The following is an 18,359-nucleotide window of genomic DNA, read 5'->3' as shown; positions in this document are numbered from 1 at the left end:
TAGTGCGTATTCTCACAAAAATTAACAAAATTTGTAAACCGGGTGCAGCAGGATACCGCGTAAGGTAAGTGCGACCTCATTCTTTTTTCAGGAGTTATCATGCTTGAACTTAATGCTGCCAACACCGCCCTGGTGGTTATCGATTTACAGGAAGGTATTCTGCCGTTTGCCGGTGGTCCGCACAGCGCTGAGGATGTGGTGAAACGTGCCGCGACGCTGGCTGAGGCGTTCCGCGCTAACAGTGCGCCGGTCATTCTGGTCCGCGTTGGCTGGTCTGCCGATTTTGCCGAAGCGTTAAAACAGCCGGTCGATGCACAGACTGGCGGTCACGCATTGCCGGAAAACTGGTGGACGTATCCGCTCACGCTTGGCAAAAAAGAGAGCGACATTGAGGTCACTAAACGCCAGTGGGGCGCATTCTACGGTACCGATCTGGAGTTGCAGTTGCGCCGCCGCGGTATCGACACCATCGTGCTGTGCGGTATTTCCACCAACATCGGCGTCGAATCCACCGCCCGCAACGCCTGGGAACTGGGCTTTAACCTTGTGGTTGCGGAAGATGCCTGCTCCGCTGCCAGCAGCGAACAGCATCAGGGCAGCATGAAAAATATCTTCCCGCGAATTGGTCGCGTGCGCAGCACCGGGGAGATTCTGGCCGCGTTATGATTTACCTTGGCCTGCCGCAATGGTCGCACCCGAAATGGGTGCGCCTTGGCATCACCAGTCTTGAGGAGTATGCCCGCCACTTTAACTGCGTGGAGGGCAACACCACGCTCTATGCCCTGCCGAAAGCCGAAATTGTTCAGCGCTGGTACGATCAAACCCACGATGATTTTCGCTTTTGCTTTAAATTTCCGGCGACCATTTCCCATCAGGCCTCGCTGCGCCAGTGCAGCGATTTGACGCAGGAATTTTTCACCCGTCTTGCGCCGCTGGAAACGCGTATCGGCCAGTACTGGTTACAACTGCCCGCCACGTTTGGTCCGCGCGATCTTCCGGCACTGTGGGCTTTCCTGGATGCGCTTCCGGCTGATTTCACCTACGGTGTTGAAGTGCGCCACCCGGAGTTTTTTGCTAAAGGCGAGACGGAGTTGTCGCTTAACCGCGGTCTGCACCAGCGTGGCGTCAACCGGGTGATTCTGGATAGCCGCCCTATTCACAGCGCCATCCCCCACAGCGAAGCGGTGATGGATGCGCAGCGCAAGAAGCCCAAGCTGCCGGTCCATGCCCTGGTGACCGCACAAAACCCATTGATCCGCTTTATCGGTAGTGACGATATGGAACAGAACCGTCAATTATTCAGCGTCTGGCTGGAGAAACTGCCGCAATGGGAGAAGCAGAGCACGCCATATCTGTTTTTGCACACCCCTGATAACGGCCAGTCGCCGGAACTCGTGGACGTATTGTGGAAAGATCTTCAGCAGGCGCTGCCCTCTATTGGTACTCCTCCGTCCATTCCTCAGCAATCTTCTCTTTTCTGAATGGATTACCTATCATTGTAAAGCCATCCGCGTATAAAGGGAGTTTGTATGGTAAGCGCGCTGTATGCCGTGCTGGGTGCGTTACTGCTCATTAAGTTTTCATTTGATGTTGTGCGTCTGCGCATGCAATACCGCGTCAGCTATGGCGACGGTGGGTTCAGCGAGTTGCAAAGCGCCATCCGTATTCACGGCAACGCGGTGGAATACATTCCGCTGGCGTTGGTGCTGTTGTTATTTATGGAGATGAACGGCGCTGAAACCTGGATGGTTCACGTGTGCGGCATCCTGCTTATTGCCGGACGTTTAATGCATTACTACGGGCTTCATCACCGACAGCTAAGCTGGCGTCGTTCCGGAATGAGCGCGACCTGGAGTTCGCTGCTACTGATGGTGGTCGCAAACCTGTGGTATATGCCGTGGGAGTTGGTTTTCTCCCTGCGTTAGCGCACAATACGCCACTTTGTTTTCCCGGATGTTTACATTATGTCTAACCGCGACATGCTTTTTTCCGCGCCTATCGCCAGCCTGGGCGACTGGACCTTTGATGAACGGGTTGCCGAAGTCTTCCCGGATATGATCCAGCGCTCCGTCCCGGGTTACTCCAATATTATCTCGATGATCGGCATGCTGGCGGAGCGTTTCGTTCAGCCACAGACGCAGATTTACGACCTGGGCTGCTCTTTAGGCGCCGCAACGCTTTCCGTGCGCCGTAATATTCATCACGACGGCTGCAAAATCGTTGCCGTTGATAACTCGCCGGCAATGGTTGAACGCTGCCGCCGTCATATTGATGCGTATAAAGCGCCTACGCCGGTCGAGGTTATTGAAGGCGATATTCGCGATATCACCATTGAAAACGCCTCAATGGTGGTGCTGAATTTTACCCTGCAGTTCCTTGTGCCAGAAGAACGTCAGGCGCTGCTGGATAAGATTTATCAGGGGTTAAATCCCGGCGGCGCGCTGGTGCTGTCCGAGAAATTCAGTTTTGAAGATGCCAACGTCGGCGAGCTGTTATTCAACATGCACCACGACTTTAAACGCGCCAATGGCTACAGCGAACTGGAAATCAGCCAGAAACGCAGCATGCTGGAAAATGTGATGCTGACGGATTCGGTCGAAAAGCATAAATCCCGCCTGCAACAGGCCGGGTTTGAACATAGCGAAGTCTGGTTCCAGTGTTTTAACTTTGGTTCGCTGATTGCCCTTAAAGCGGGTGACCAGGCATGATCACCTTCGAGCGTTTTTATCAGCAAATCGCCGTCAGCCCCCTGTCTCACTGGTTAGAAACCCTGCCGGCGCAGATTGCCGCCTGGCAACGTGACCAGCTTCATGGTCAGTTCAAACAGTGGACCAATGCGGTGAATTTCTTACCCGAGCTGACGCCGTCGCATCTCGACTTGCTTAATAGCGTCACCGCCGAAAGCGAAACGCCGTTAAGCGCAGGGCAACTGACGCGCATGGAGACCCTGCTGCGCAATCTGATGCCGTGGCGTAAAGGACCTTACTCTCTGTATGGCATCAATATCGACACGGAATGGCGTTCCGACTGGAAATGGGATCGCGTGCTGCCGCACCTGTCTGACTTACAGGGCCGGACTATTCTCGATGTAGGCTGTGGCAGTGGTTATCACATGTGGCGCATGATTGGCGCGGGGGCAAAGCTGGCCGTGGGCATCGACCCGACGCAACTGTTCCTGTGTCAGTTTGAAGCAGTGCGTAAGCTGTTGGGGGATGATCGTCGCGCCCATTTATTGCCGCTGGGTATTGAGCAACTTCCGGCGCTGAATGCCTTCGATACCGTCTTTTCCATGGGCGTGCTGTATCACCGTCGCTCACCGCTGGAGCACCTTTGGCAGTTGAAAGATCAACTGGTGAAAGACGGTGAACTGGTACTGGAAACGCTGGTTGTCGACGGTGATGAGCATACCGTTCTGGTGCCGGGTGATCGCTATGCCCAGATGCGTAACGTCTATTTTATTCCCTCGGCGGCGGCGCTGAAAAACTGGCTTGAGAAGTGCGGCTTTGTTGATGTCCGTATCGCCGATGTCTGTGCGACCACCACCGGGGAGCAGCGCGGTACGTCATGGATGGTGACGGAATCACTGGCTGACTTCCTTGATCCGAATGACCACACCAGGACCATTGAAGGCTACCCGGCCCCGGTGCGCGCCGTGTTAATTGCACGTAAACCGTGATGAGTGACGAAGCCTTTTCGCCAGAATAGTTCGGTTTGCAACAAGGCGGCGACGCGGCGCATCCCCGGGAGCGTAGATAACTACGTGACCGGAGTGAGCGAGGAAAGCCAACGCCGTTGCAGGCCGGAATATGCAGGCGAAAGATAAAAAAAGGCCCCTGTTAATGGCAGGGGCCTGGTACGAGCAAGCATCATATTGGGCGACATGATGCGCGGTAAAAACCGGTTATGGGCGATGCTGAACAATCATTGTCTTCATCACCGCCACTGCCTCGCCGTCCACACCATAGCGCGAATACTCATCCGCGGCGGCGTCCGACGACATGGACAATCCTGTATTGCGATAACGCATAGGCGATGGTGTCCAGATACCCGCTGAGCTGTGAACTTCTTTCACGCCTGCGTCAAGAAAACGCATCAGGTTCGCTGCACGAACACCCGCGCCAGCCATAATGATTGGAACACCTGAATGGGTATTTAGTTCCATAATTAATGAAAGACCTTTTTCTGCGCTCGCCTGTTGACCTGACGTCAGGATGCGGGCAACCCCTAAATCTCTCAATTTTTCAGCGGCTTCACGCGGTTTTGCACACATATCAAAAGCGCGATGAAAAGTGACCGCCATCCCCCCTGCGGCCTCAATAATTTGTTGCATACGCGGCATATCGACATTGCCTTCCTCATCCAGCACGCCGGTCACCATTCCCGGAAAACCCAGTTCGCGAATGGCCTGGATATCCTCTAGCATGGCGGCGAATTCATCGTCGCTGTAGCAAAAATCGCCCCCGCGCGGGCGCACTATCGGGTGCACAGGGATGGTGACCCGCTGACGGGCAGCTTTAAGCGTCCCGAGTGAGGGGGTAAGCCCGCCTTCTTTCGGCGCGGCGCACAGCTCAATGCGGTCCGCCCCGTTTTGCTGCGCGATCTCCGCACAGGTTGCGCTATAGCAACATATTTCCAGTAACGTCATCTCTTCTTCCTTTAAGATGCAGCGTGCTCAGCATGGCATTATTTGGCAACCTGCGTGCTAAGCGCCCTCACACAGTGAGATTCTATTGCTCGCTGGCGACTATCTCTTCTATCGACCAGGGGTGAAATTTGACGGTGACTTTACCATCGGTCACGGCAAGCGTGGGGTTCGGCAGGCGCTCTCGTTCACCTTTTGGCGAACTGGTCTTCACAAAAATGCCTGGCTGGCTCAACCCCTCATCCGAAAGCAGCGCCAGCGCGCGGGCATTCAGGTTTTCCGGCTCACCCGGCAGTACAATTTCGATATGCTCCCACCCCTCGTGCGGGTAACGTTTTTCCCCCGGCCACGGCAGTTCGACCACGCTAAATGCCCAGTGCGCAACCTGCACCGGTTGCGATAACCTGAACAGACAGATAGGTCGGCCATTAATAAGGTTTTCTGAGAGCAGCTCACCGCACTGTTCAAAGCCGCGACGCCAGCGTTCAGCCGTCGCGTTCTGATGACAGCGCAAGGAGATATGGTCAGCATTGAGGTCACGGATATCCAGCCCCAGTCGGGTGACAAGGTGTGTCAGATCCTCAATGAAACGCGGGAGATCTGCAGCGATATCCTGCAGCTCGTCAATATGTTGCCAGCCAGCCATTGTTTATTCCCATGCGATGAATTCGGGCGATACTTTACCCTGTTCTTCGCATGGCACCAACTCAGGTTATGCAGTGACATCACCCGCGTCTGACGTCACTGCCACCCGGTTATTTGAGGTTCAGGCGAAGCCCCAGATCGTTGGGATAGGGATTGAAATAGTTTTGTGCCAGCAGATAGTGGTCAGGGTATTCGCCAAGGTAATGTTTGAGCAACGTTAAGGGGGCAAGTATCGGCAGCAGCCCGGCGCGATAGTGAAGAATCACCTCCCGAAGCTCACCGCGCTGACGAGGCGTAAGTTTGCCGTGAAAATACCCCTGAATGTGCATCAATACGTTAGTGTGATTCTTGCGGGAGGCCGGGTGTTTGAGGATCGCCATCAGTTTTTCCCGGTAAGCCTCGAAAAACGCCTCCAGGTTGTCCCACTGGGAAAGTGACGCGACAAACGGCCCGATCTCCCGGTATCCCGCCTGATGATGTGCCAGCAACTGGAGTTTGTAGCGGCTGTGAAAATCGAGCAGGCTATGACGGGTCAGACCGCGTGCCCGCAGGGTATTGAGCTCATATAACGCGAATACGCGCTCCACAAAGTTCTCGCGCAATACCGGGTCGTGCAGGCGACCGTCTTCTTCCACCGGCAGCCACGGGTACGCCGAGAGTAACGCGCCGGTGAAACGCCCCACCCCCTCTTTCCGCCCTCTCCCGCCTTTTTCATCATACAGTCGCACGCGCTCCATTCCGCAACTCGGTGATTTCGCACAGACGATAAAACCGGCCAGTTCGGCAACGCGGGGTAGATACGCCGTGGTGAAGTCATCTATTTTCTGGGTGACATCCTCATTCGGCGCCTGGCTAAAGCGCATCCGGGTCTCGCCACTGGCGGTCTGAACCAGACGCAACGCCGGGCGGGGAACGGGCAGCCCCATAGCCATCTCCGGGCAGACAGGGCTAAAGGTCACCCACTGGGCAAGTTCGTCCATCACAAACCCCATGCGCTTATGTCCGCCATCGAAACGCACGGCCGAGCCGGTCAAACAGCCGCTGATACCAATCGTCGGTTGAGTTTTCATACCCCTCTCCTTTTTATTGTGTTTTTCGGGTGAAAAAGAGCGTGACCGTTGCAACGGTAATGCCGAATTTCTTCATGGCGGTTTTATTGAAAAGGTGTGTATCGTCCTGCAGATACAGCCAGTCATCAAAGTGTAGCAGCCAGGTTTTCCCGTCAGCCGTCACGTTCATGCTGTAACGCCAGTTAAAGGCATTGCCTGCCGCCTGACCCCGTGCGACACCGTCGATATCGCCAGCAGTCCCTTCATAGCGGCCGTTACCGGTACGCCGGATATGCCACACCCGCTGCTGTTTTTCGCCATCGTCGTACACAAAATGTTCGTTGAGTGTCAGCGTGTCGCCCACTACGTCGCCCTCTATCTCAACGTGGAAGCGGCGCAATTGTTTACCACTATAGTCCTGCACCATGCCCCAGGCTTCGGTCTTGCCCTGAAAATAGTGAAATATATCGAGCGACGGCTGTTGGCGTTGATAGTCATTTATCTCGCTACTGCAGCCCGTCAGCATTAAGAGAAGTGTCAGTCCAAATGCCAGAATGCGTTTCATTGTTCACCTCCAATGAGCTGCTGACGCAGCCTGGGGTATTGCGTATGGGGATCGAGCCAGATGGCCAGAAAGCTGATGCTGAACGCCAGGGATTGTGGTGGACCCAGCGGGGTAAAGGCTTTTTGCGCCGCCGAAGCGCGATACCAGAACTGCCCTTGTTTATCATGCAGAACAAACGCCAGTTGCGTGCCCGAATGGACATCCGGCCAGAGCGTTGCCAGAGTGCGTAGCCAGGCCTGACTCTGCGCTTCCTGCGTCAGAATGCCCAGCGCCTGCCACTGTTCGCGAGTCGCATCGACCAGTTCATCACGCGTGATGTCCCGCGCGTAGGTAATGATTAACGCCTGGTCCTGATCCGCTGCGATATAACGCCCCTGCGGCGTGCGCAGTTGCGAGGTATAAACGGTAAAGGGCCCCCAGGTTAATGTTGCGTCACCGGTTTTGCGCCAGTTTAGCCAGTCGGAGGCGCTCACTAAGGGAGCGGCGGCTGTCAGTAATAGCAGCGCAAAGCGCAGAGCTTTCATTGCCGCCTCCCCATCAATAAATGGAAAAAAAGCGCCAGTACCAGCCATCCGAGTCCGAGCCAGCTCAGCACAATAAAGTTCGGTTGCAGGAATGTAATCGCCCCCAGCCGTTCACCGACATAGTAAGCAACAGGCCCGCCCAGCGTCGCCAGCAACGCCAGCGTCCAGCCCGGCAAGGCACTGGTGTGGGTGAGCCGGGTCCAGACGACGGCAAACATCAGCCACAGCGCCACCATCCACAATGGCAGCACGCCATCTCCGCTGAAACGGATCAATCCGGTAAGCGCCCAGAGGGCATCCAGCGAGCCGCCAGCCACGGCCAGCACCAGGGCATATATGCGCAGCGCTGGCGCAAGCATAACGCAGGCGAGCATCGCCAGTGCGAGCCAGACGATAATGCCGCGCTCACGAAACAGCACCACCAGCGTCCAGTAAAGATCGAACGCCACGGCCATGAAGAAAACCTGCAGATGGCGGTTCATACACGTTCCGCGGTCAGTTGCACCACGCTGATGGTGCGTGCATTGAAACCCGCTTCGCAGTAGCCAAAATAGTAAAGCCACATGCGGCGAAAACGCTCATCAAACCCCAGTTTTTCAATCTCTTGCCAGGCCTGAACGAAACGCTGACGCCAGTGCGCGAGAGTGCGGGCATAATCGGGCCCCATATCGAACACATTGCGCACCACAAAATCGGTGTGGCGGGTCATCAGGTTGTTCATTGCCGTTATGCTCGGCAAGAAACCGCCGGGAAAGATGTAACGCTGGATAAAATCGACGCTTTTGCTGTAATCGCTGTAGCGCTGATCCTGAATGGTGATGGCCTGAATTGCCATTTTCCCACCTGCGCGCAGGCGCGCCTGACAGGTTCGAAAGAAGGTCGGGAGATAGCGTTTTCCTACCGCTTCAATCATCTCAATCGAAACCAGTTTGTCGAACTGTCCGGTCAGGTCGCGATAGTCACACAGCAAAACCTGAACCTTATCCTGCAAGCCTGCCTGCAGAATGCGTGCCTGAGCCCACGTGTACTGCTCGCGTGATAGCGTGGTGGTGGTCACCCGACAGCCATAATGACGTGCGGCATACTCCGCCATGGCCCCCCATCCGGTGCCAATCTCCAGCAGGTGATCGTCCGGCGTTAGCGCCAGTTGTTCGCACAGTCGCGCCATTTTTGCCTGCTGCGCACTGGCGAGATCCTGATCGGGCGCGGTGAACAGCGCGCTGGAGTAGAGCAACTGTTCATCCAGGAATTGGGCGTAAAAAAGATTCCCCAGGTCATAGTGCGCGGCAATGTTTTCCCGCGCCTGCAGACGGTCGTTACGCCGTGTCCAGTGGCGTAGCCGCTCAATCGGACGCCCGAGCAGGCGAAAGCCGCTTTCCAGTTTTCCTAAAACCAGGCTGTTGAGCGCTAAAATCTGCAACAGCGAGGTAAGCTGATGCGTCTCCCACTCGCCATCCATCCAGGCTTCCGCCGCCGCAAGGCTACCGCCAGTCAGTAAACGCCAGTAAACGACCGGGGAAAGGATCTGCACCTCTGCACGCAACGCGGCGGCAGTGTCGCCAAAATGGTAAGTTTGCCCACCCTCGCGAAGCGTGAGAGATCCCACGCGTAAACCGTTCAGAAGGCGAAAGAGCAACCAGCGCGCGACGCGAGCATTACGCGGCATATCGGGTTCAAGCGCAAAGACGGGATCGGTCATGAGCGTTCACTCCTGCTGACGGGATGGTTATAAAGAGGTACGCGCTTAAGCCACAGACGCAGCGCCTGCCAATAAATGGCCATCACGGTCTTGAGCGTCATGAGCGGAATACGCAACAGCAAGGACATGAGTGCAGCGCGCGTTAATGGGCGCCGGGTCAGACGCAACGTGGCGTCGAAGACCTTCGCCTCCTGATGGTTTTCGATATGCATATGCAACGTTTTTCCAGGACGGTTAAAGCGCCAGTGATAGACCATATCCATCGGATTAAACGGGGAAACGTGGAACGCTTTTTCCAGCGGGCGGGCATTCTGTCCGTCAACGGCATAGTAATGTCGTTCATTCCAGGGCGTATTGCGCACCTCGGCCAGCACCCAACACAGAACGTCTTGCTGGTCGTAGCAGTAATAGAAGTTGACCGGGTTAAAATGAAAGCCGAAATAGCGCAGTTGAGTGAGCAACATCACCCGCCCCTGCGGACGTTCGCCGGTCAGATTTTCCAGCCGTTCGAGAACTTTCGCCTTAAGCGGCGATCCCAGCGGATAATCCTCGTCATAAAAGGCGGCGGCAGCAAAACGGTTACGACGAATGCCTGACATCGGGAGTGCATCCAGCTCATCCAGATCGAGCCAGGCCATAAATACGCGATAGTTGAAATGGTGCTCACGGGGCAGAAGACGCCGATGGCGTAAAACGCCTTCATAAAGACAACTGTTCATGTTACTGGCCCTCCCCATGGGCGATGCCCTGCACCACATCGAGCGCACTGCGAACACCATCCTCATGAAAGCCGTTGTACCAGTAAGCGCCGCAGAACCAGCTACGCTGACGGCCATTAATCTCACCCCGCCGCGCCTGTGCCTGCCAGCTTTGTGGGTTAAACAGCGGGTGCTCATAAACAAAGCGTTTCCAGACGTAGAGCTCATCAACGGGCGTGTCCGGGTTCAATGTTACGCAGAATAAAGGCGCTTCCTTTGGCAGCCCTTGCAGGATATTCATGTTGTAGGTCACACACGCGCTGGCCTGATCCTGCTCACTCAGGCGGTAGTTCCAGCTTGCCCAGGCACGCTCACGTTCCGGGAGCCAGCGTCGGTCACTGTGCAAGACCACTTCGTTACGCTGCCAGCCGATACCGCCGAGAATCTCTGTTTCCGCAACCGTGGGATCGGCAAGCATCGCCAGCGCCTGTGCGGAGTGGCAGGCAAAAATAACGTGGTCAAACGTAGAGGTCGCATCGGCAAGTTGGATTTCCACCCCCTTATCATGGCGGGTAACACTCTGCACCGGCGTATTGAGATGCAGCGTCAGGCGGTCGCCGAGTTTGGCGAGCATGGTGCGGATATACTCACGCGAACCGCCGGGTACCACATACCACTGCGGACGGTGGGTCACATCCAGCAGTCCATGATTCTCAAAGAAGCGCAGAAACAGCGGCAACGGGAAACGCCGCATCTCTTGCAGGGACGATGACCAGATGGCCGCCCCCATCGGCAGAATGTAGTGGCGGGCAAAAAAGGCGCTGAACCGGTGCTCATCGAGAAAGCTTTGCAGTGTGGCTTTCTCATCTACCTTGCCCGCGAGAGCCTGTTTTGCCTGGCGGTTAAAACGCACGATATCGCTGAGCAGATGCCAGAAAGATGGGTTAATGAGATTTCGGCGCTGGGCAAACAGCGAAGCAAGGGTGTGACCGTTATACTCCAGCCCACTTTGCGGATTGTGGACGGAAAAACTCATTTGCGTCTTCTGCCCGGCAATACCCAGTTCGCTGAGCAACCCCATAAAACGCGGATAGGTGCGATCGTTGTAGACGATAAAACCGGTATCAATAGCCCATCTCCCCTGTGGCGTGGCGACATCCACTGTAGCCGTATGCCCGCCGGGCGTGGCTTGTGCTTCAAATAGCGTCACCTTGTGATGACCGGCCAGCCGCCATGCACAGGTCAGCCCTGCAATGCCGCTACCAATAATTGCAATGTTCATGGCCGTACCATCCTGCGCAAGAATGCCCGCTGCACAACCGCGGGAAGAGAGGAGAGCGAGCGCAACAGCAATCCAAAAGCGCCCGGAAATACGATATGTTTTGTGCCCTTTGCGAGACCGCGACGAATCGCCGTTACCGCCTGCCCGACGCTCACCTGACCAGGCATAGAAAAGTCGTTTTTACGGGTCAGCGGGGTGTCGACAAAGCCCGGCGAGACCACGGTGACAGCGATCCCTTTCGGCTCCCAGTCCAGACGCAAACTGTCAGCAAACCAACTGAGCGCAGCTTTTGACGCGCCATAGGCTTCGGCGCGGGGAAATGGCAGCCAGTGCGCCATCGAACTGACCAGCACAACGCGACTTCCGGGTTCAAGCTGTGTCTGGAGCGCGGCAAGACAGTTCACCGGGCCAAGAAAATTGGTGCTCATCACCCGTTCGACAAGAGCGGCATCCACCACCCCGTGATCCAGATATTCGCAGGTGCCCGCACAGAGAATAACCAGATCGGCAGAACACCCTTCCAGCGCCTGGCGACAGGCGTCCCTGTCTGTCATATCGAACAGGCGCAGACGAATGTTAGGGCTATGCTGCTGTAGCGCCTCAAGACGCGATGGATCGCGTCCGCAGGCAATGACGAGATAGCCATCGGCGGCGAAGGATTTAGCAAGCCCCTCGCCAATACCCGAACTGGCACCCGTGATAAGCACCGTTTTCATGCGCGGACCCTCTTTTTCACACCGCGGACCGCCCAGCCCAGTACGGGAAGATGCTCATACAGCATCTCCCCGGCGTCGTAATAATCACGCTGATGTAAGACGTGCTCCCCCTGCACTTCCACAACCGAACAGCCTGGCAGCGTGAGGGGTTCGTTGCCACGGATATGCGGATGCGACCAGTGCATGGTCCAGGTCACCGCAAAACGCTGACCATCACAAAGCGGGGGATCAATGGTGAAACGGCACTGTTCAACATTTGCCAGTAGATGGGTGAAGTAACGATGGATAGCAACGAATCCGTGATGCTCGCCAAACGGATCCTGCAACACAGCATCGGGATGATAGAGCGCGCTCAGCGCCGAAGGCGGCTGGCTGTCCAGTTCAGCGTAGTAATGAACAAACCGATCAATGACGGACTGCATGGTGCTCATGGGTTTTACCCTTTCCGTTGACAAAACGCGGCTATCGCTTGATCTAAAACTTACACAATTAATTATATTTGTCCAAGTTTTGTTGCGTAAATATTTTATAAACTTTAAATATCAATAAATTAAATGTGATTAATTTTTATGCTTAATTTAAGAAAAAGGCGTAAGCGTCCAGGTCGCTATGTAGCGACCATGCACGCAGGCAGAAGAGAGGCGTTAGAGGGTAATAACGTCGAGGGAATTGACCTGCGATTGCCACAGTTCAATCTGTTTTTTACGCGCGGCCGATAACTTACCGCTGGTGACCAGCAACCATTTTCTTGTCGGCAAAATCTCCGGCGCCAACATTGCTGGCGGAACCGGAAGGATATCGATGCGATGCCCCTGCCCGGTCAGCCGCAGCGCTTCAAGCCAGATTTCACAAGGGTCGGTCAGATGCCAGCCGGTGATTAAATAATTATCGCCCGGCGCGCGCTTATCCCCTTCAAGGCAAAACGAGGTGTAGGAGATAATAATGCCGTCGAGGATTTCACGTAGCGTCATCATTGCCGCAATATTGGCGGACATTTTACTGCGCAACGGGCGCAACACTTCCGTGACCAGTTCCGGGCGAGGATACTCACGTCCGGAGTCGTAAATAAGCTGTCGCAGAGAGTCAATCTTCCCCTCTTTCAGCCGTGAAAGCATATTTTCTTGCAGGGTGACCCAGTTGTTCGTCCGCCGCATCTCTGGCCTTGCCAGCAGCGGTTTAACCTGGCTAACAGGCACCCCTTTTTTCACCCAGTCGAGAATTTTAAGCGCCTGTTGCACGTCGTCATCGTTGTAAAGCCGATGCCCACCTTCCGTGCGCATCGGTTTGAGCAGACCGTAGCGGCGCTGCCAGGCGCGTAGTGTGGTCGCCGTTATCCCGCAAAGCCGGGCAAATTCGCCAATGGAATAAGTCATAGTACGCTCAAAGAAATAAACTCTTCTTACTATACTACGGATAAATCCCCCACGCAGGATAGCGAGTAAGATCAGGCGCCTGGCGTTTCGGATGAGGGAGCTGAAAACACGTCCATGAGCGAATGTGTTAAGCGTTCATCCGGGCGCTAACAGGCCACGCTTTTTGACGTGAACCACCGGGTTACGGTGCTGACGCCTGCGGGCATTTGCAGTATACTCCCGCCTTTCATAATCAACACCCGGACGCGGCCTGCCCTTATGTGCCGCGTCATCAATGTAAGGTATCCCGGTGAATATTCAGGCTCTACTCTCAGAAAAAGTCGGTCAGGCGCTCATTGCCGCAGGTGCGGATGCGGATTGCGAACCGCAGGTCCGCCAGTCTGCAAAAGTCCAGTTCGGCGATTATCAGGCTAATGGCGTGATGGCAATTGCCAAAAAATTGGGCATGGCACCGCGACAACTGGCCGAGAAGGTACTGACTCATCTCGATCTCAGCGGGATCGCCAGCAAAGTGGAAATCGCCGGGCCTGGTTTTATCAATATCTTCCTGGCCCCGGAGTTTCTGGCAGACCAGGTAAGCCTGGCGTTGCAGTCCGACCGTCTGGGCATCACGAAGCCGCAGGCACAAACCATCGTTGTCGATTATTCAGCGCCGAACGTGGCGAAAGAGATGCACGTTGGCCACCTGCGTTCAACCATCATCGGGGATGCATCCGTGCGAACCCTGGAGTTCCTCGGCCATAACGTGATCCGCGCGAACCACGTGGGTGACTGGGGTACCCAGTTCGGTATGCTGATTGCCTGGCTGGAGCTGCAACAGCAGCAAAACGCAGGTGAAATGGCGCTGGCGGATCTTGAAGGTTTCTACCGCGAAGCCAAAAAGCATTACGACGAAGATGAGGCCTTCGCCGAGCGCGCCCGTAGCTACGTCGTGAAACTGCAAGGTGGCGATGAATATTTCCTGCAGATGTGGCGCAAACTGGTCGACATTACCATGACCCAGAACCAGATGACCTATGACCGCCTGAACGTTACCCTGACGCGTAAAGACGTGATGGGCGAAAGCCTCTATAACTCAATGCTGCCGGGGATCGTGGCCGATCTGAAAGCCAAAGGGCTGGCAGTGGAGAGCGAAGGCGCAACCGTGGTGTTCCTGGACGAGTTCAAGAACAAAGAAGGCGAGCCGATGGGTGTGATCATCCAGAAGAAAGATGGCGGCTACCTCTATACCACCACCGACATTGCCTGTGCCAAATACCGTTATGAAACGCTGCATGCAGACCGTGTGCTGTACTACATCGACTCCCGCCAGCATCAGCACCTGATGCAGGCCTGGACTATCGTGCGTAAGGCCGGTTATATACCGGAGTCTGTGTCTCTCGAACACCATATGTTCGGCATGATGCTGGGTAAAGACGGCAAGCCGTTCAAAACCCGTGCGGGCGGCACGGTGAAACTGGCTGATCTGCTTGATGAGGCGCTGGAGCGTGCCCGTCGTCTGGTGGCCGAGAAGAACCCGGATATGCCAGCAGACGAGCTGGAAAAACTGGCTAATGCCGTAGGTATCGGCGCGGTGAAATACGCGGATCTTTCCAAAAGCCGTACCACCGATTATGTCTTCGACTGGGACAATATGCTGGCGTTTGAAGGTAACACCGCGCCATATATGCAATACGCCTATACCCGCGTGCTGTCAGTGTTCCGTAAAGCAGAGGTCGACGAAAGCGCCCTTCTCGCCGCGAAGGTGGTGATCAGCGAAGATCGCGAAGCCCAGTTGGCCGCACGCCTGATGCAGTTTGAAGAGACGTTGAACGTGGTTGCCCGTGAAGGGACACCGCACGTGATGTGTGCCTATCTGTACGATTTGGCCGGTCTGTTCTCTGGCTTCTATGAACATTGTCCGATTCTGAGCGCCGGGAATGAAGAAGTCCGCAACAGTCGTCTGAAACTGGCGCTGCTTACCGCGAAGACCCTGAAACTGGGTCTGGATACGCTCGGTATCGAAACCATAGAACGTATGTAAATCGACGGTCTGTAAAAAACCCGGCAAATGCCGGGTTTTGTTTTTATATCGCCATGCATGATAAAGATCCCCTGAGCCCCCAGGGAGAGGGCCAGGGTGAGGGGTATATGCAGCTCAGGAGGTGGGTTCCGTTCACAGCATCTACCGCCCGCGCCAAAGGTAGCCCCGGCAAGCTTCGCGCCGCCGGGGAAGCTTAGAAATACTTACGCAGATACTCGGTCAGACACAGCATCGCCATGGCCTGACCATACGGCATAGAAGTCAGCGGGATCTGGCGGTAGAACTCGAGATTGCTGCCCATACCGGTACCGAATGAGACCTGCAGCAATTCGCCTTCAGGTGAAATATTCTTCACCACTGCTTTGATCGCTTTCTCAGCAACCTGCGCATATTCCTGGCCAACATAACGCTTACGTACCGCTTTCAGAATACCGTAGGCAAAACCGGCGGTTGCCGACGCCTCAAGATAGGATGTCGGATCGTCGAGCAGCGTATGCCACAGCCCGCTGTCGTCCTGGCATTTCGCCAGCGCAGCGATTTGTGCGTTCAACACCTGTACCAGATAACGGCGTACCGCATTGTTTGCCGGTAAATCCACCAGCTCCAGGAAATCCGGGATGACGATGGTCAGCCAGCTATTGCCGCGCGCCCAACGGGCATGCGCGAAGTTATGGCAACCTTCGTAGTTCCAGCCGTGGAACCACAGGCCTGTCTCCCTGTCCATCAGGTTCTGTACATGCAGCAGGAACTGATAGGTCGCCTCTTCCACATACTCAGGACGGTTAAGCAGCTTACCGATTTTCGCCAGCGGCAGAACAGTCATCATCAGGGTGTCATCCCACATCTGCTGATGGTTCTCTTCTGCCAGAGTGATGTGCTGCATACCGCCGTGATCCGTACGCGGCATCTCATTCATCGCCCACTCAGCCCAGGTCTCCAGCCATGGCAGGAAAGCTGGATTCCGGGTCTCTTCATAGCGATACGCCAGCGTCAGAAACGGTGCCATGGTGTTTACGTTCTTGGTCGTCGCGCCTTCGGCAAAACGGTCAGCGAACCAGCTATCAATCACGTCACGCACCGTCTGGTCACCCGTCTGCTGATAATATTGATACATACCATACAAACCGACGCCGTGGGTCCATTCCCAGCCCGCCCAACCTTTGGTGTCAATCACACGCCCGTCGTCAAGCCGCAGTAAAAACTCGCCGGTGGTGTCGTGAATATTGACCAGATTATGCGTGATCTTCTGAATCAATGATTTCAGCTCGTCGCGGGCGATAAAACGCTCTGGCTGACAAAGTAACGGGCTATGTTTGACAGGCCAAACCTTCATATTCTTAACCTCAGTTGTAAGTCGATTTCAGTGACGCGTTTTCTTTCAGGGAAGGCGCGGCAGGTTTATTACGATTCAGATAGCCGATATTGTTGTTGCCCCACAGGGACTCAAACGGCATGTCGGCCAGCATCTCAACGGTGGCACGCGCTTGCGGCGTTGCGCTTTCCGGAATTACACGACCGGACTCACGCATTTTGGCCGTCTCTTCACGCAGGACGCTGTGGGTTTTCAGGTTCAGTTTGAAACGCAGAGAGACCAGGAAACCGCAGGCCAGCACCAGCAACGTACCGAAGCACATGATCATCAGGATGGTATGGCTCACTTCCGGCACCTGCGTTTTCTGGCCGGAGACAAAACCGGATGCCTGCATCACAATCCCCACCAGCATGACCGCACCGGCCTGAGAGGCTTTCCGGGTCAGGGTCATGATGCCCGCGAAGATCCCTTCACGACGCTGGCCGGTAACCACTTCATCGATATCCGCGATATAGGTATAGGTGTTCCACGGCACGTAGTTGATACCCCCACGGCCCAGACCGGCAACGGCAGACACCAGCAGCAGCAAGGCATAGATGTCGCTCAGGCCCGCCCAGTAGAGGATGGCGAAAGATGCCGCGCTCAGACCAAACAGCACTACCACCATGCGATAAGACGGCGCCGGTCCAAAACGGATGCACAGCGGGATCATGGCGATAACGGCGATAAACTGGAAGATAGCCATGGTGCCCAGCAAGTTAGACGCGACAGACGCTTCCTGCATCAGAACGAAAACAACGTAGTAGGTAAAGACGGCGTTAAAGACGTCCTGTGCGATATAGCCGCCCAGGTACATCCCCAGGTGCTGGCGGAAAATCTTGATGCGCAGCGTTGAGCTCAGCTCAACAAACAGGCGACGCAGGCTCTGCCCCAGCGTCAGGTGTTTTTTCTCAGCTTCGGCACGCAGCGCGGCTTCGGTCCACGCTTCACGCGGACGCTCCCAGGTAAAGCACCAGACAAAAGTCAGCATCAGTGCGCACAGCACAGAGAACACCAGGCTTGCGTAGAAGAAAGAGATTGGGTTGTCTTTACCGAAGTGGGCCAGCAGCAGACCAGGCAGAAACGAGGCCAGGATAGCGGACATCTGCGCCATCGAGATACGCGCGCCAGAGAATTTGGTTTTCTGTTTGAAATCATCGGTCATTTCTGGCACCAGCGTTTCGTACGGCACCAGGATCATGGTATAGACCACATCAAACAGCAGATATGTCAACAGGTAATACCAGAAGCTCATGTCCCCTACCCACATAATGGAGTAGCTGAACACACAGGGGATACCTAACAGGATAAAGAACTTACGGCGACCAAAGCGTTTACCCAGCCAGGTCGAGCCGAAGTTATCGGTTAAAAAGCCCATCAATGGACTCACCACCGCATCCAGTACCCTGGCAGCCGCAAAAATAAACGTCGCTTCGATAGGCGTCAGGCCACAGAACGTGGTGTAGAAATAGAGTAGCCATGCGGCGGTAAGTGCTGTCGTACCCGCCCCCAGGAAGTCGCCCGAACCATAGGCGAGGTAGTTAACCAATCCAATTTTACGTGTTTTCATTGCCGTTAACCCTGTTTATTAGTGAGGGACCTCTGGCAATCCGGCTTCGCCAAAGGTAATGCTTACACGGCTAAAGTAAGAGTATGTGCTTTGGGATACCTTTCTGTTTCTGCCACGACCGGAAGGCAAATGGCAAAAATACAAAGAGTGCCGCAACGCGCTTCACTGATTTATAAAACAGCGTTTCTTTTGGTTCAAAAGGCAGGGTCATAATTTGCGAGC

At 55.2% G+C, this 18,359-nt stretch carries 20 protein-coding genes; 6 read left to right on the top strand and 14 right to left on the bottom strand.

Annotation, left to right across the window (positions count from 1 at the left end):
* The first annotated feature begins 99 nt into the window (after positions 1-99).
* The 5 genes from IP582_RS09145 to cmoB are packed head-to-tail and all read left to right on the top strand — an operon-like array spanning position 100 to position 3,676.
* Positions 100-666, top strand: coding sequence for a hydrolase (locus tag IP582_RS09145; protein WP_110294764.1), 567 nt, complete (start codon positions 100-102; stop codon positions 664-666).
* A complete protein-coding gene (locus IP582_RS09140) occupies positions 663-1,481 on the top strand; it encodes a DUF72 domain-containing protein (RefSeq protein ID WP_193795714.1) in 819 nt (272 codons plus the stop codon). The genes IP582_RS09145 and IP582_RS09140 overlap by 4 nt, the downstream gene beginning before the upstream one ends.
* Positions 1,482-1,529: 48 nt before the next feature.
* Positions 1,530-1,925, top strand: coding sequence for an MAPEG family protein (locus tag IP582_RS09135; RefSeq protein ID WP_039078715.1), 396 nt, complete (start codon positions 1,530-1,532; stop codon positions 1,923-1,925).
* A gap of 39 nt (positions 1,926-1,964) precedes the next feature.
* A complete protein-coding gene (gene cmoA, locus IP582_RS09130) occupies positions 1,965-2,708 on the top strand; it encodes a carboxy-S-adenosyl-L-methionine synthase CmoA (protein WP_193795713.1) in 744 nt (247 codons plus the stop codon).
* Entirely contained in the window at positions 2,705-3,676 is a 972-nt protein-coding gene (gene cmoB / locus IP582_RS09125) for a tRNA 5-methoxyuridine(34)/uridine 5-oxyacetic acid(34) synthase CmoB (protein ID WP_071194611.1), read from the top strand. The genes cmoA and cmoB overlap by 4 nt, the downstream gene beginning before the upstream one ends.
* A gap of 225 nt (positions 3,677-3,901) precedes the next feature.
* Here the strand turns inward: cmoB and cutC are convergent, their stop codons facing one another.
* The 12 genes from cutC to IP582_RS09065 all read right to left on the bottom strand — a co-directional run bounded on the left by cutC (position 3,902) and on the right by IP582_RS09065 (position 13,193).
* Entirely contained in the window at positions 3,902-4,645 is a 744-nt protein-coding gene (gene cutC, locus IP582_RS09120) for a copper homeostasis protein CutC (protein ID WP_193795712.1), read from the bottom strand.
* 82 nt (positions 4,646-4,727) lie between these two features.
* The gene (locus IP582_RS09115; protein WP_193795711.1) at positions 4,728-5,288 is read right to left on the bottom strand and encodes a VOC family protein; all 561 of its coding nucleotides are present in this window, start codon (positions 5,286-5,288) and stop codon (positions 4,728-4,730) included.
* A gap of 109 nt (positions 5,289-5,397) precedes the next feature.
* Positions 5,398-6,357 carry a DUF523 and DUF1722 domain-containing protein gene (locus IP582_RS09110; protein ID WP_039078710.1) on the bottom strand — a complete coding sequence of 320 codons (960 nt, stop codon included), beginning with the start codon at positions 6,355-6,357 and terminating at the stop codon, positions 5,398-5,400.
* A gap of 13 nt (positions 6,358-6,370) precedes the next feature.
* Positions 6,371-6,901, bottom strand: a complete 531-nt coding sequence (locus tag IP582_RS09105) for a DUF3833 domain-containing protein (RefSeq protein ID WP_193795710.1) — start codon at positions 6,899-6,901, stop codon at positions 6,371-6,373.
* Positions 6,898-7,416, bottom strand: coding sequence for a hypothetical protein (locus IP582_RS09100; RefSeq protein WP_193796218.1), 519 nt, complete (start codon positions 7,414-7,416; stop codon positions 6,898-6,900). Before IP582_RS09100 ends, IP582_RS09105 begins: the two co-directional genes overlap by 4 nt.
* A 5-nt stretch (positions 7,417-7,421) precedes the next feature.
* On the bottom strand, positions 7,422-7,907 hold the full coding sequence (locus tag IP582_RS09095) for a DUF2878 domain-containing protein (protein ID WP_108701609.1): 486 nt from the start codon (positions 7,905-7,907) through the stop codon (positions 7,422-7,424).
* On the bottom strand, positions 7,904-9,124 hold the full coding sequence (locus IP582_RS09090; protein ID WP_193795709.1) for a cyclopropane-fatty-acyl-phospholipid synthase family protein: 1,221 nt from the start codon (positions 9,122-9,124) through the stop codon (positions 7,904-7,906). The genes IP582_RS09095 and IP582_RS09090 overlap by 4 nt, the downstream gene beginning before the upstream one ends.
* A complete protein-coding gene (locus IP582_RS09085) occupies positions 9,121-9,843 on the bottom strand; it encodes a DUF1365 domain-containing protein (RefSeq protein ID WP_193795708.1) in 723 nt (240 codons plus the stop codon). The genes IP582_RS09090 and IP582_RS09085 overlap by 4 nt, the downstream gene beginning before the upstream one ends.
* Before the next feature lies 1 nt (position 9,844).
* Positions 9,845-11,104 (bottom strand): NAD(P)/FAD-dependent oxidoreductase, encoded by a 1,260-nt coding sequence (locus tag IP582_RS09080; protein WP_193795707.1) that lies wholly within the window; start codon positions 11,102-11,104, stop codon positions 9,845-9,847.
* Positions 11,101-11,820 carry an SDR family NAD(P)-dependent oxidoreductase gene (locus IP582_RS09075; protein ID WP_193795706.1) on the bottom strand — a complete coding sequence of 240 codons (720 nt, stop codon included), beginning with the start codon at positions 11,818-11,820 and terminating at the stop codon, positions 11,101-11,103. The genes IP582_RS09080 and IP582_RS09075 overlap by 4 nt, the downstream gene beginning before the upstream one ends.
* Positions 11,817-12,251 (bottom strand): nuclear transport factor 2 family protein, encoded by a 435-nt coding sequence (locus IP582_RS09070; RefSeq protein WP_193795705.1) that lies wholly within the window; start codon positions 12,249-12,251, stop codon positions 11,817-11,819. Before IP582_RS09070 ends, IP582_RS09075 begins: the two co-directional genes overlap by 4 nt.
* Positions 12,252-12,464: 213 nt before the next feature.
* Positions 12,465-13,193: a MerR family transcriptional regulator gene (locus IP582_RS09065; RefSeq protein ID WP_039078702.1), complete on the bottom strand. Its 729-nt coding sequence runs from the start codon at positions 13,191-13,193 to the stop codon at positions 12,465-12,467.
* 289 nt (positions 13,194-13,482) lie between these two features.
* On the opposite strand from IP582_RS09065, the gene argS reads away from it, so the two are divergent.
* Positions 13,483-15,216, top strand: coding sequence for an arginine--tRNA ligase (argS, locus tag IP582_RS09060; protein WP_039078701.1), 1,734 nt, complete (start codon positions 13,483-13,485; stop codon positions 15,214-15,216).
* Positions 15,217-15,409: 193 nt separating this feature from the next.
* Here argS and IP582_RS09055 read toward each other — a convergent pair whose 3' ends face one another.
* The gene (locus IP582_RS09055; protein ID WP_193795704.1) at positions 15,410-16,549 is read right to left on the bottom strand and encodes a glycoside hydrolase family 105 protein; all 1,140 of its coding nucleotides are present in this window, start codon (positions 16,547-16,549) and stop codon (positions 15,410-15,412) included.
* A 10-nt stretch (positions 16,550-16,559) separates the two neighbouring features.
* On the bottom strand, positions 16,560-18,137 hold the full coding sequence (locus IP582_RS09050) for an MFS transporter (RefSeq protein ID WP_193795703.1): 1,578 nt from the start codon (positions 18,135-18,137) through the stop codon (positions 16,560-16,562).
* Between the last annotated feature and the right edge of the window lie 222 nt (positions 18,138-18,359).

This window comes from Citrobacter sp. BDA59-3 (genome assembly GCF_015167655.1).
Lineage (GTDB): Bacteria > Pseudomonadota > Gammaproteobacteria > Enterobacterales > Enterobacteriaceae > Phytobacter > Phytobacter diazotrophicus.
This window is presented reverse-complemented; position numbering and strand designations above follow the sequence as displayed.